The sequence below is a fragment of the Cellulomonas sp. ES6 genome, assembly GCF_030053835.1.
Taxonomy (GTDB): domain Bacteria; phylum Actinomycetota; class Actinomycetes; order Actinomycetales; family Cellulomonadaceae; genus Cellulomonas.
The window spans coordinates 526830-539521 of sequence record NZ_CP125655.1 but is presented as its reverse complement, the minus strand read 5'-3'; the positions used below and the strand labels follow the sequence as shown (position 1 = coordinate 539521).

Annotated in this window: 11 protein-coding genes; 5 read left to right on the top strand and 6 right to left on the bottom strand. The window is 78.1% G+C overall.

Annotated elements, in window-relative coordinates:
- Positions 1-5: 5 nt before the first annotated feature.
- The 5 genes from P9841_RS02540 to P9841_RS02520 form a co-directional block, all read right to left on the bottom strand.
- The gene (locus P9841_RS02540; RefSeq protein ID WP_283320551.1) at positions 6-281 is read right to left on the bottom strand and encodes a CDGSH iron-sulfur domain-containing protein; all 276 of its coding nucleotides are present in this window, start codon (positions 279-281) and stop codon (positions 6-8) included.
- A complete protein-coding gene (locus P9841_RS02535; protein ID WP_283320550.1) occupies positions 278-1279 on the bottom strand; it encodes a glycosyltransferase family 2 protein in 1002 nt (333 codons plus the stop codon). The genes P9841_RS02540 and P9841_RS02535 overlap by 4 nt, the downstream gene beginning before the upstream one ends.
- Positions 1276-2331 (bottom strand): iron-containing redox enzyme family protein, encoded by a 1056-nt coding sequence (locus tag P9841_RS02530; protein WP_283320549.1) that lies wholly within the window; start codon positions 2329-2331, stop codon positions 1276-1278. The genes P9841_RS02535 and P9841_RS02530 overlap by 4 nt, the downstream gene beginning before the upstream one ends.
- A gap of 82 nt (positions 2332-2413) precedes the next feature.
- Positions 2414-3430 (bottom strand): NAD-dependent epimerase/dehydratase family protein, encoded by a 1017-nt coding sequence (locus tag P9841_RS02525; RefSeq protein ID WP_283320548.1) that lies wholly within the window; start codon positions 3428-3430, stop codon positions 2414-2416.
- A 157-nt stretch (positions 3431-3587) separates the two neighbouring features.
- Complete coding sequence (locus P9841_RS02520) at positions 3588-4160, bottom strand: YbaK/EbsC family protein (protein ID WP_283320547.1); 573 nt, start codon at positions 4158-4160, stop codon at positions 3588-3590.
- A 67-nt stretch (positions 4161-4227) separates the two neighbouring features.
- On the opposite strand from P9841_RS02520, the gene P9841_RS02515 reads away from it, so the two are divergent.
- A complete protein-coding gene (locus P9841_RS02515; protein ID WP_283320546.1) occupies positions 4228-4698 on the top strand; it encodes a GNAT family N-acetyltransferase in 471 nt (156 codons plus the stop codon).
- Here P9841_RS02515 and P9841_RS02510 read toward each other — a convergent pair.
- Positions 4676-5212, bottom strand: coding sequence for a YbhB/YbcL family Raf kinase inhibitor-like protein (locus P9841_RS02510; protein ID WP_283320545.1), 537 nt, complete (start codon positions 5210-5212; stop codon positions 4676-4678). The two genes, P9841_RS02515 and P9841_RS02510, sit on opposite strands and share 23 nt — an antisense overlap.
- A 262-nt stretch (positions 5213-5474) precedes the next feature.
- Between P9841_RS02510 and imuA' the strand changes: the two genes are divergently transcribed.
- Genes imuA' through P9841_RS02490 form a run of 4 tightly spaced genes read left to right on the top strand, consistent with a single transcriptional unit; the run spans position 5475 to position 12688 of the window.
- Positions 5475-6473, top strand: a complete 999-nt coding sequence (gene imuA' / locus P9841_RS02505; RefSeq protein WP_283320544.1) for a DnaE2-dependent mutagenesis accessory factor ImuA' — start codon at positions 5475-5477, stop codon at positions 6471-6473.
- Positions 6470-8101: a DNA polymerase Y family protein gene (locus P9841_RS02500; RefSeq protein WP_283320543.1), complete on the top strand. Its 1632-nt coding sequence runs from the start codon at positions 6470-6472 to the stop codon at positions 8099-8101. Before imuA' ends, P9841_RS02500 begins: the two co-directional genes overlap by 4 nt.
- Positions 8094-11714 (top strand): error-prone DNA polymerase, encoded by a 3621-nt coding sequence (locus P9841_RS02495; RefSeq protein ID WP_283320542.1) that lies wholly within the window; start codon positions 8094-8096, stop codon positions 11712-11714. Before P9841_RS02500 ends, P9841_RS02495 begins: the two co-directional genes overlap by 8 nt.
- A gap of 56 nt (positions 11715-11770) precedes the next feature.
- Positions 11771-12688, top strand: a complete 918-nt coding sequence (locus P9841_RS02490; RefSeq protein ID WP_283320541.1) for a dihydrodipicolinate synthase family protein — start codon at positions 11771-11773, stop codon at positions 12686-12688.
- Positions 12689-12692: the final 4 nt, after the last annotated feature.

The following is a 12692-nucleotide window of genomic DNA, read 5'->3' as shown; positions in this document are numbered from 1 at the left end:
GGCGGTCACGGCGCGCGCCCCGTGCGGGGCCGCGCGGGGGCGGGCTCCGGAGGGCGGGGGACCTCGTCGTCGGTCCGGAAGCCGATCGCCTTGTGCGACCCGTCGCAGAACGGCTTGATGGCGGAGGCGCCGCACCGGCACAGGGCCACCGTGGCCCGCCGGCGGGGGACGACCTGCCCGGTCGCGTCGCGGAGCTCCACGTCCCCCCGCACGAGGATCGGGCCGTCGGGGCAGGCGGTGAGGACGACGGCGGGTGCGTCATCCCGGCTGCCGGGGCTCACGCGGCGACCTCCGGGGACCGGGGGTGGACGAGGCGGTGCACGGCACGCAGGTCACGCAGCGGCGTCGCGGCGCGCGCCAGGCGCCCTCCCGCGTACGGCACGCCGCCGCAGGCGCGCAGCACGAGCGCCAGCCAGGCGCACACCCCGCGCTCCAGCAGCCACGCCGGGGCCAGGGGCACGGCCGACGCCGGGAACCGGGAGGCACCGCCGGCGCGCCGCCGGCCGGTCTCCGCGACCGCGACGACGACGAGCGCCAGCGCCGTCAGCACCCGCACGTCGCGTGCCGCCACGACGACGACCGGCAGGACCGCCAGCTCCGCGGCGAACCGGAGCGGCTGGGCGAGGCTGTCGTAGGCCTGACGCGGCCGCTGGCGCAGGAAGTGGCGGACGGTCGGCGGGCGCCGCGTCACGAACACGTCGTCGGCGCGGTGCTCGCTCCCGCCGCGGGCGCGCACCGTGCGCAGCAGCTCGAGGTTCTCGAACAGCACGTCCCCGTCGTAGCCGCCGGGACCCAGCGCGTCGCGACGCAGGGCCAGCGTGCCCGGGTAGTCGGAGCCGAGCGCCCGGTTCAGCAGCGTCCGCGCCGTGTCCCAGCGCGCGTGCCACGGCATCGGGTCGAAGACGTTCTGCGGCCGGACGACGTCGGCGTCCGCCAGGCGCGCCAGCACCACCGCCAGCGCCGCGCGGTCGTAGCGCACGTCGTCGTCGGCCAGCACCACCCGCGGAGCCCGCGCCAGGCGCAGCCCCGTCAGCACCCCCGCGACCTTCCCGTTCCGCCCGGGGTGCGCGTCGGGCCGCACGTGCCGCACGGCGTCGCCGAACGCCCGCGCGTGCGCGGCGAACCGCGCGGGGTCCGAGCCGTCGACGACCGTGACCGGCAGCCGGCCCGCGAGCCCCCGCAGGTACGCGGCCAGCTCCTCCAGGCCGGCGTCGTCGGACCACCGCAGCGGGAGCACGTACTCCGCGTCCGGCAGCGGCGGCCCGGCCGGCCCGGTCACGCCGCGCTCCCCACCGTCCACGGCCGCAGCAGCGAGGTCTCGCCGGCCGACCAGTGCTCCACGAGGTGCGCGCCGACCCGGCCGTCGACCTCCAGGCACGCGGCGGCGCCGAAGAGCACGTCGTCCCGCAGGTGCGGCTGCTGCTCCACGAGCGCCCCCGCGAGGTCGCGGCCCGCGATCTGCTCGTGCACCGCGTCGGCCTCGACGTGCTCGTCGAAGTACCAGGTCACGTCGGCGTCGTAGCCGTGCCGCCGGAACCCGTTGCCGTACAGCCGGTTCGGCTGCGAGGACGTCATCTCGAACGCCGCCAGGTGCCCGACGACGCAGCCCCGCAGCCGCCGGTGCAGCCCGAACAGCGACATCGTGTTCACCGAGGCCAGGGTCACCGCGGGCACGTCGTCGACGTAGTGGCCGTAGGTGTCGTCCAGCCCGAGTCCGCGCATCGTCCGCGCGAACAGCGCCGCGTGCATGCGCTCCGGACGGCCGCCGCCGTACTCGTCGGCCTGGATCTCCACGAGCGCGGCCTTCGGGGCGCCCATGAGCCGGGGGATCGCCCACGTGTGCGGGTCGGCCTCCTTCAGCTGGTAGACCGAGCGGTGCACCAGGAGCTCGTGCAGCTGCTCGTCGGTGGCCTTGCGGGCCACGTACGCCGACAGGCCCGGTCCGGAGTCGCGGCCCGTCAGGTCGAACAGGGCTCGCGCGACCGCGGGGCTGAGCCCCTCGCGCGCGGAGTCCGCCTCGAGCTGCTCGACGAGGTCCTCCGGCACGCGGACCTCCGCACGCAACCGCGCCTCGAACCGCTGCTCGACGACCGCCCGGGCGCGCAGCAGGTGCGGGTCCCACTCCATCCGGTCGTCCACGCCGTCGACGCCCTGGTGGTGCAGCTCGTACATCACCGTGAGCGCGAGCTGGACGTCCTCGTCCACCAGCACGTCCGGCGAGGCGTCGACGGCGCTCGCGGCCTGCTCGGCGAGCTCCGGGCCGACCTCACCCGCCGCGAGCGCGGTCAGCACGCTCCGGCTGAACGGTCCACGGGGGGCGGGTGCTCGCATCGTCGGGTCCTCCTGGCGCGCGTCGGGTCGGGTGCCCCGCTGCCAGAGGCGGCGCCCGCGTCCGCGCGGGCGGGTGCCGACGTCACGGTAGCCGCGGGTCGTCCGCCTCGCCCGTCGAGCCGCCCTGCCCGCCGGGTGCCGTCGCGGCGCCGGCCCAGCCGCGTGCCGTGGCCGCCACGACCTCCTCCCACGCGGTCGGGCGGAGGCCGAACGTGGCGGTGGTGGCGGTCGCGTCGAGCAGGAACGGCCGCTCGGTCTGCCACAGGACCTCTCCCAGCTCGCGCAGCACCGGGACGACCGCGCCCCCGGCCGTCAGCAGCGGGCGCGGCACCCGCCGCACGCGCGGGGCGGGGCGGGGCGACGACGCCGTGCCCGGGGCCGGCTGCGCCGCGGCCACGAGGTCGGTGAGCGTCTGCCGCACCGAGCGCTCGGGCGGGCCGGGGACGTGCCACGCGCGCCCCCACGCCCGTGCGTCTCCCGCGACGACGGCGAGCGTCCGGGCCACGTCGGGCACGTACGAGAAGGCGTGCGGCGCGTCCGGGTCCCCGAACGACCAGACCGTGCGCCCCCGCAGGGCGGCGTCGGCGTAGCGCCGCAGCAGACCGCCGGCGCGCGGGACGGTCGGCCCGATGAAGTCCGACGCCCGCACCTCCGTCACCCGGACCCGGCCCGCCTCGTGCGCGGCGAGCGCCTCCTGCCACAGGCGCGCACGCAGCCGGCCCTTGTGCCCGGTCGCCGCCAGCGGGAGGTCGCGGTGCAGCGGGCCGTCCACGGGGCCGTACCCGTACAGGTTGCTCAGCGTCACCAGCACCGCGCCGCTGCGCTCCGCGACCGCGAGCAGGGAGGCGGCGACCGGGGGCCACCGCTCCTCCCACTGCTGGTACGGGCCGGGGTTCACGCAGTTCACGACCGCCGCGGCGCCGCGGGCGTGGACGGCGAGCGCGTCGGCGTCGGCCGCGTCGGCCGGCACGCACCGGACGCCCGGTGCGGAGGGGCCCCGGCCCGAGCGGCTCACCAGGGTCACGGTCTCGCCGCGCCCCGCGAGCAGGGTGGCCAGGGCGGAGCCGACGGAGCCGGCGCCGACGACGAGGACGGGCACGGGAGCCTCCCGGGGCCGGTGGGTGTGCGGGGTCGGCTCCAGTCTGCTGCGCGCACGCCGCGCGCGAGGGCGGTTCCGGGGGCGGGTCGACGTCGGCGCCGCGCCGGTGGTGGGCCGGTGCGGCGCCGGTTCCGGGCTGGTGGTGGGCCGGTTCCGGTCAGGCCAGGGCGAGGCCGTCGACGAGCTCCGCGCCCGGGGCCTGCGCCAGCAGGGCGCCCGGCAGGGCGATCTTGGACCGCCGCAGCCCCGAGCCGATGATCACCGTGCCGCCGGCGCCCTCGACCTCCGTCGCGACGGCGGCGTCCACCAGCACGCGGTAGCCCGTCGGGAGGCCGAGCGGCGTGATCCCGCCGTACTCCATGCCGGACTCCTCGACGGCGCGGTCCACCGGCAGGAACGAGGCCTTGCGGACGTCGAGCAGCCGCTTGACGGCGTTGTTCACGTCCGCGCGGCCCGTCGCCCGCACGACGGCCGCGGCGACCCGCTCCTCGCCGCCGCGCCGCCCCGCCACCAGGACGCAGTTCGCCGACACCGCCAGCGGCAGGTCGTACGCCTCGGTCATCGCGGCGGTGTCCGCGAGCCCCGGGTCGATCTCCGTCACGAGCACCTGGTCCGCCACCGCGGGCTCCACGGCGGCCCAGCCGGTCACGGCTGCGGCGGTGGGCTCCGCGAGCAGGTGCAGGTGGTCGACGGCGCGCAGCCAGGTCAGGTTCCCGAGCGTCAGCGGCATGGCCGCAGCGTAGCCAGCACGGCCGTGGGTGCCACCGGGTCGTCCGCCTCTCGGTCAGGATGGGGGCGTGCTCCCGCCGCCGCCGTCCGACCCGTTCGCCGCCGACCCGTACGTGCTGGTGCCCGCCGCGCCGCCCCGGGACGACTACCTGCGGCTGCGCCGCGACGCGGGTCTGACGCCCAAGCGGCCCGACCAGGCCGACGGGGCCCTGGCGGGGAGCTGGTCGTGGTGCCACGTGCGGACGGCGGAGGGCCGGGTCGTCGCGATGGGGCGGGTGGTCGGCGACGGCGGCTGGTACTTCCTGGTCGCGGACATGGCGGTCGACCCCGGGCACCAGCGGCGCGGTCTGGGCCGCCGCGTGCTGACGCGCCTGCTCGACGACCTGCGCGCGCGGGCGCCCGAGGGTGCGTACGTCACGCTCGTGGCGGACCCGCCGGGCCGGCGGCTCTACGAGTCGCTGGGCTTCCGTGACGTCGCCCCCGGGGCCACCGGCATGGTGCTGGAGCTCGGGGAGGTCAGCGGGAGGACGTCGGGCTGATCGTCGCCCGCCCGAGCGTGTGGAACAGGGCGGTGAACGCCACCGCCGTGGGCGTCGCGTCCCGCGGGACCTCGAGGTGCTCGACGTCGAGCGCGTGCACCGCGAACACGTACCGGTGCGGCCGGTCCCCGGGCGGCGGCGCGGCCCCTTCGTAGCCGGGCGTGCCCCCGTCCGCGCGGACGTGGAACGCCCCCTCGGGCAGCAGCGCACCGTCCGGCGATCCCGCGCCGCGGGGGAGCGAGGTCGTGCTCACGGGGACGTCCACGACCGTCCAGTGCCAGTACCCGGCGGGGGTCGGCGCGTCCGGGTCGAAGCAGCTCACGACGAACGAGCGCGTCCCCTCGGGGAACCCCGACCACTCCAGCGCGGGGGAGAGCCCCCCGCCGTCGGCGGTGAGCTCGGGGGCGAGCGGCTCGCCGTGCACGACGTCCGCGCTCGCCACGTCGAAGGCGGCGACGGACGGCAGCAGGGCGTACGGCTCGGGGGCGACGGGACGGGTCAGCGAGACGGCCATGGTCCTCCTCCGGGGCGGTCGCGGACGGTGCCGCGACGGGTGTGCCTGCGTCTCATCCTGCCCCCGCGCGCCGGTCCGCGCAGGGGCTCCGGCGTGTCCGCGACGGCGCGCCGGGCGTGGTCCCCAGGCGGCCCGGCGCCGGATTGACGGGTGCCGTCGTGTCGGCGTCTACTGGCACAATCGAACACGTGTTCGAACGACGGGGGCGGTGGGGACGGTGTCGGCCGTCCCGCCGCGCGGAGGGCGGGACGGAGGTGGAGCGGTGAGCGCGGCGGACGCGGTGACCCAGCAGGAGCGGATCGCCCGCGCCCGGGCGGCCCTCGCGCACGCCGAGCTGCGGACCGGGGCACGCAGTCTGGCACGCGGGGCCGACCACAGGGATGACCACGGGACCGGGCACAGGGACGACCACGGGGCGGACGGGGGCACCGACTCTCCGGGACGCGAGGCGGGGGGTGCCGACCGCCACTCCGTCCACGGCACCGCGGCGCTCGCGGTCGCGGTCCGCCCCGACACGGAGGGGCTCCCGGGCTCGGCGCCGTCGGCCGGGCCCGTGGCCGTCCCCGACCTGCCCGGCCGCGTCCCGTCGCCGTCGCGGCCCGCCGCACGCGGCCCGGTGCTGCTGACCGACCGGCCGCCGCTCGCCGTGCCGCCCGCGCTGACCCCGCTGCTGCCCGACGGCCTGCGCCGCGGCAGCACCACCGCGGTCCTCGGCTCCACCTCGCTGGTGCTCGCGATGATCGCGGCGGCCTGCACGGCGCGCGAGGCGTGGGCGGCGGTGGTCGGGCAGCCCAGCCTCGGCCTGCTGGCCGCCGCCCAGTCCGGTGTCGCCCTGGCGCGGCTCGCGGTCGTGCCGCGCCCCGGGGTGGACTCCCCGACCGTCGTCGCCGCCCTGCTCGACGGGATCGACGTCGTCGTGGTCGGCCCGGGGGCGACCCTCGCCGACGCCGACCGCCGCCGGCTCATGGCGCGCGCCCGCGACCGCGGGTCCGTGCTGCTGGCCACCTCGCCGTGGCCCGGGGCGGGCTGCGTGCTGACCGTCGAGGGCGGCCGGTGGACCGGGGTGGGCGACGGCGACGGCCGGCTGCGGGCGCACGAGCTCCGAATCACCCGCACGGGCCGCGGTGGCGCCGGCCGCGCCCAGGACCTGCGCGTGGTCCTGCCGCTCGAGGCCGGTGCCGACCCGTACGCCCCACCCGCGGTCCCCGCCGCGTCCGCGCCCGGTGAGGCGGACCGCCCCGGCCTGAGGCTGGTCGGATGAGCACCCGCACCACCGTCGTCTGGGTGCCGGACTGGCCGGTCGTCGCCGCGGTGCGGGCCGCCGACGTGCCGCCGCACCTGCCCGCCGCCGTGCAGTCCGGCGCGCGGCTGACCGCCGTGTCCGCGCTCGCCCGGGCGCAGGGCGTGCGCCGGGGGATGCGGCGTCGGCAGGCGCAGGGCGTCTGCCCGGAGGTCGTCCTGCTGCCCGCCGACGACGACCGCGACGCCCGGCTGTTCGAGCCGGTCGCCGCCGCCACCGAGTCGGTCGTCGCCGGCGTCGAGGTCGCCCGCCCCGGCCTGCTGCTGCTCCCCGCCGACGGTGCGGCCCGGTTCCACGGGACGGAGGAGGCGCTCGCCGAGCGCCTGGTGTCCGCCGTCGCCGAACGCACCGGCCACGAGTGCCAGGTCGGCACCGCCGACGGTCTGCTGGCGGCGATCCTCGCGGCCCGCACCGACGACGTCGTCCCCCCGGGCCGCTCCCGGGAGTTCCTGGCGCCGCGCCAGGTCGGGGAGGTCGGCACGGCCGCGGTGCAGGACGACGCCCTCCGGGCCGTGACCGACCTCGTCGACCTGCTGCGCCGGCTCGGGCTGCGGACCCTCGGGGACCTCGCGGCGCTCGCGGCGGGGGACGTGCACGCGCGGTTCGGCGGCTGGGGCACGTGGGCCTGGACCCTGGCGCGCGGGGACGACCTGCGCCCGCCCGCCCGCCGCCGCCCCGAGACCGACCTCGAGGTCGCCACCGCCCTCGACCCGCCCGCGCACCGGGTGGACGTCGCGACGTTCGCCGGCCGGCGCCTGGCGGAGGAGCTGCACACCCTGCTCACGGAGCAGTCGCTGACCTGCGGGCGGCTGCGCATCGCCGCCCGGACGGACTCCGGCGAGGAGCTCACCCGCACCTGGCGGACGGACCTCGGGGGGCTCGGCGGGCTGTCCGCGGCGCGGATCACCGACCGGGTGCGCTGGCAGCTCGAGGGCTGGCTCACCGCGGCGGCGGTCGAGCGGGGCGGCCGGGCGGAGCCGGAGCACGACGAGGGGGCCGAGCCCGTCGGGCTCGTCGCCCTCGCCATCACCGCCGAGGACGTCGCCGCCGCCGGCGCCGAGCAGGGCCGGCTGTGGGGCGGCCCGTCCGGTGGTGACCTGCGGGCGCACCGCGCGCTCGACCGCGTGCAGGGCCTGCTCGGCGGGGACGGCGTGCTCACCGCCGCCCTGCAGGGCGGCCGGGACATCCGCGACCGCGTGCACCTGCAGCCCTGGGGGGCGCAGGCTGCCGCACCCCGGCCCGCCGACCGGCCGTGGCCGGGCCGCCTCCCGGAGCCGGCACCCGCCACCGTGCCCGTCCGACCCGCGCCCGTGGAGGTGCTCGACGCCCGGGGGCGGCCGGTGTGGTTCGACGGGCGCCTCGTGATGACCGCGCCGCCCGCCCGGGTGCGGACCCCCGGCACCGACCGCCGCCCCGCCGCGGAGCACGAGGTCGCCGGCTGGGCGGGCCCGTGGCCGCTGGCCGAACGGTGGTGGGCACCCGACCGGGCGGAGCTGCGCGTGCACGTGCAGGCCACCCTCGCCGACGGGCGCGCCCTGCTGCTCGCCTGGCGCCCCGACGGCTGGACCTGCGAGGCCGTCTATGACTGACGCCCCCCGCTACGCGGAGCTGCACGCGCACTCGGCGTTCAGCTTCCTCGACGGCGCGAGCCAGCCGGAGGAGCTCGCCGCCGAGGCGCACCGGCTCGGGCTCAGCGCGCTCGCGCTCACCGACCACGACGGGCTGTACGGCGTCGTGCGGTTCTCCGAGGCCGCCCGGCGCGTCGGGCTGCCCACCGTCTTCGGTGCCGAGCTGCACCTGCCCGTCCCCGGGCTCACCGGCCCGGACGTGCTCGACCCGCCCACGGGCGTGCCCGACCCCCGCGCCCTGCACCTCCCGGTCCTGGCGCGGGGCCCCGACGGCTACCGGGCGCTGTCCCGCGCCATCGCCGAGGGCCACCTCGCCACCGGCACCAAGGGCGCCGCGGAGTACCGGCTGGAGTCCCTCGCCGAGCAGGCGGACGGACGCTGGCTCGTGCTCACCGGGTGCCGCAAGGGACCCGTGCGGCACGCCCTCACCGACGGCGGCCGGACCCCCGGCGTCGCGCCCCGTGGCCCCGAGCGGGCGCGCGCCGAGCTCGACCGGCTCGCCGCCCTCTTCGGCCGGGACAACGTCGCGGTCGAGGTCACGCAGTCCGGCGGGCCGTTCGACTCCGAGACGGCCGACGCCCTCGCCGCGCTCGCCCGGGACGCCGGGCTGCCGCTGGTCGCCACCGGCAACGTGCACTACGCCACCCCGCGGGACGCCGACCTGGCGATGGCGCTCGCGGCCGTGCGGGCCCGCTCGTCGATGGAGGACCTCGACGGCTGGCTGCCCGGCGCGCCCACCGCGCACCTCGCGTCCGCCGCGGAGATGCTGCACCGGCACCGGCGGCACCCGCAGGCCGTCGCGACCGCCGCCGCCCTGGGCGACGAGTGCGCGTTCGACCTGCACCTCGTCGCCCCGCAGCTCCCGCCGTACCCCGTGCCGCCCGGCCACACCGAGGCGACCTGGCTGCGCGAGCTCGTCCGCCGCGGCGCCCTGGAGCGGTACGGCCCGCCCGAGGCCGAGCGGGTCCCCGGCGCCTACGCGCAGCTCGAGCACGAGCTGCGCGTCATCGAGGACCTCGGCTTCCCCGGCTACTTCCTGGTGGTCTACGACCTGGTCGACTTCTGCCACCGCAACGGCATCCTCGCCCAGGGCCGTGGGTCCGCCGCGAACTCCGCCGTCTGCTTCGCGCTGAAGGTCACCGCCGTCGACGCCGTGCAGCACGGTCTGCTGTTCGAGCGGTTCCTCGCCCCCGAGCGCGACGGGCCGCCCGACATCGACGTGGACATCGAGTCGGGCCGCCGCGAGGAGGTCATCCAGTACGTCTACGCGAAGCACGGCCGCACGCACGCCGCCCAGGTCGCGAACGTCATCTCGTACCGCGCCCGATCCGCGGTCCGGGACGCCGCCCGGGCGCTCGGCTACGACGTCGGGCAGCAGGACGCGTGGAGCAAGTCGATCGAGCGCTGGGGCACGCTGCGAGGGCCCCAGCCGGTGCACCCGTGGTGGTCCGGCGAGAACCGGGTACCCGCCGACGCCGTGCCCGCCGACGCCGTGCCGGCGGGCACGGTGCCCGCCGGCGCGACGCCCGGCACCGTGCCCGCCGGCGCCCCTCCCCGGACGTCGGCGGCCGCCGCGCAGGACGCCGGCTACGCCGCGCAGCAGCGCGACCCCGACGGCGTGGTGTGGGGCTGGAACCACGAGCCCGGCACCCCGCCCGCGCCCCGGCGTCCGGCGGGGCACGACGACACCGACGGCCGCCCGGGGCAGCCCACCGCCGACGGCCACGACGTCGTCCCCGCGCACCGGCCGCCGCCCGCCGCGGACCTGGACGAGATCCCCGACCAGGTCGTCGACCTGGCCGACCGGTTCCTGCGCCTGCCGCGCCACCTCGGCATCCACTCCGGCGGCATGGTGATGTGCGACCGCCCGGTCATCGAGGTGTGCCCCGTCGAGTGGGCGCGGATGGAGGGGCGCACGGTCCTGCAGTGGGACAAGGACGACTGCGCGGACGCCGGGCTGGTGAAGTTCGACCTGCTGGGGCTGGGGATGCTCACCGCGCTGCGGCTCGCGTTCGACGAGGTGCGCAAGCAGGGCGGCCCGGCCCTCGACCTGCACGCCCTGCCGGACGAGGACCCGCTGGTCTACGACCTGCTGTGCGCGGCGGACACGGTCGGGGTGTTCCAGGTCGAGTCCCGTGCCCAGATGGGGACGCTGCCGCGTCTGCAGCCGCGGAGCTTCTACGGGATCGTCGTGGAGGTCGCGCTCATCCGCCCCGGGCCGATCCAGGGCGGCTCCGTGCACCCCTACATCGAGCGCTACCAGGGGCGCCAGCCCATCACGTACGCGCACCCGAAGCTCGTGAAGTCGCTGGAGCGCACCCTCGGCGTCCCGCTGTTCCAGGAGCAGCTCATGCAGATGGCGATCGACGTCGCCGACTTCACGCCCGCGGAGGCCGACCAGCTCCGGCGCGCGATGGGCTCCAAGCGCAGCATCGAGAAGATGGAGGCCCTGCGCGCCCGGCTGATGTCCGGCATGGAGCGCAACGGCCTGCCCGAGGACGTCCGCGAGGAGGTCTACGAGAAGCTCAAGGCGTTCGCCGACTTCGGGTTCCCCGAGTCGCACGCGTACTCCTTCGCGTTCCTCGTCTACGCCAGCGCGTGGCTCAAGGTGCACCACCCGGCCGCGTTCTACGCCGGGCTGCTCGCCGCGCAGCCCATGGGCTTCTACTCCCCGCAGACGCTCGTGGCCGACGCCCGCCGGCACGGCATCGAGGTGCTGCGCCCGGACGTCCAGCGCTCCGGGGTGCAGGCCGTCGTCGAGCGGGTCCGGCCCGAGCCTCCCGGCGGCGAGCCCCTCCTGACCCCCCGGCAGTCCGGGACCGCGCCCGTGCCGCGTGCGCCGGGCGCGGCGGCGGGGGAGGCCGTCCGGTCGCTCGCGGTGCGGGTCGGGCTCGCCTCGATCCGGTCCGTGGGGGAGAAGGTCGCCGAGCGGATCGTGGCCGAGCGGGACGCCCACGGTCCGTTCGCCGACCTGCGGGACCTCGTGCGCCGGGTCGAGCTCAGCACCGCGCAGCTCGAGGCCCTCGCGACCGGCGGCGCGCTCGAGCCGCTGGGCGTCACCCGGCGGGAGGCCCTGTGGGCGGCGGGCGCCCTCGCGCAGGAGGGACCCGACACCCTGCCGGGCGTCTCGGTCGGCGTGCGGGCGCCGACCCTGCCGGGCATGAGCCCCGTCGAGCTCGCCGTCGCGGACGTGTGGGCCACCGGCGTCACCGTGGACTCCTACCCGACGCAGTACGTCCGCGACGGCCTCGACGCGGCGGGCGTGCTGCGCGTCGAGCAGACCTACCACCACGACCCGGGCCGTCGGGTCGCCGTCGCCGGCGTCGTCACCCACCGGCAGCGCCCCGGGACGGCGGGCGGGGTCACGTTCCTGTCCCTGGAGGACGAGACCGGGCTGCTGAACGTCGTCTGCAGCACCGGGCTGTGGCAGCGGTTCCGCAAGGTCGCCCGCACCTCGCGCGCGCTGGTGGTCCGGGGGAGGCTGGAGCGCGCCGACGGCGCCACGAACCTCGTCGCCGAGCACCTGTCGCCGCTGTCCCTGCAGGTCGCCACGACCTCCCGGGACTTCCAGTGACCTCGCGACCCCGGTGGCCACCGGGGTCGGCGTGCCGACCTGCCTACACTGCGGCGATGCCCCTCCTCGGCCCGCTCGTCGCGTACCTGCCGACCCCGCGCGGACCCGAGGGCGAGGTGCGCACCGACCCGCTGGAGGACCTCGTCGACCGCGCGGTCCGCGCCGGCGTCTCGGGCGTCGCGGTGCTCGGCAGCACCGGCGGCTGGCCGTACCTCACCGCCGGCGAGCGGCGGATGGTCGTCGAGGCGGGAGTCGCCGCGGCGGACGGCCGGGTGCCGGTCGTCGCGGGCGTCGGGGCGTTCACCACCGACGAGGTCGTCATGCACACGATCGTCGCCGAGCGCGCCGGGGTCGACGCCGTGCTGCTGCCCACGCTGGCGTACCTGCCGCTGACCGAGGACGAGGTGCTGGGGCTCGTCGAGGACGTCGCGGGCGCCGCGCGGGTGCCCGTGTGGCTCTACCACAACCCCGTGAGCACGAGCTTCCGGTACTCCGTCGAGCTGCTGGCCCGCGCCGCGCAGACCCCGGGCGTCGGCGGGGTCAAGGACCGGGGGAGCGACGCCGTCGAGCTGCGCGACCGCGTGCGCGCGCTCAGCTCGGCCGTGCCGCCGCACGTCGAGCTCGGGTGCAGCGGCGACCTGCTCGGATACGAGGGGCTGCTGGCCGGTGCCCGCACCTGGCACTCGGGCCTCGCGGCGGCGCTGCCCGAGTGGTACGTCGCGGTCGCCGGCGCCGCGGCGGACGGCCGGGAGGACGAGGCCCGGGCGCTGATGTCCCGGCTCGCACCGGTGGCGGAGCTGGTGCTCGGCCTCGGCGGCGCACGCGCCGTGCACGCCGTGGCGACCCTGCGGGGAGTCGACACCGGCGAGCTGCCGGCGCCGCTGCGCCCCGTCGACCGCGACGGGGTCGCCGCCCTCGACCGGGCGCTCGAGTCCCTCGGGGAGCCGCCGCGCGCGTCGTCGCCGGACGTGTAGGACG

Coding starts and splice junctions, on each gene's coding strand:
- P9841_RS02520 (WP_283320547.1), bottom strand. CDS start 4,160: ATGCCGCTGACGCTCGGGAACCTGACCTGGCTGCGCGCCGTCGACCAC.
- P9841_RS02530 (WP_283320549.1), bottom strand. CDS start 2,331: ATGCGAGCACCCGCCCCCCGTGGACCGTTCAGCCGGAGCGTGCTGACC.
- P9841_RS02495 (WP_283320542.1), top strand. CDS start 8,094: ATGACTGACGCCCCCCGCTACGCGGAGCTGCACGCGCACTCGGCGTTC.
- P9841_RS02510 (WP_283320545.1), bottom strand. CDS start 5,212: ATGGCCGTCTCGCTGACCCGTCCCGTCGCCCCCGAGCCGTACGCCCTG.
- P9841_RS02490 (WP_283320541.1), top strand. CDS start 11,771: ATGCCCCTCCTCGGCCCGCTCGTCGCGTACCTGCCGACCCCGCGCGGA.
- P9841_RS02500 (WP_283320543.1), top strand. CDS start 6,470: ATGAGCACCCGCACCACCGTCGTCTGGGTGCCGGACTGGCCGGTCGTC.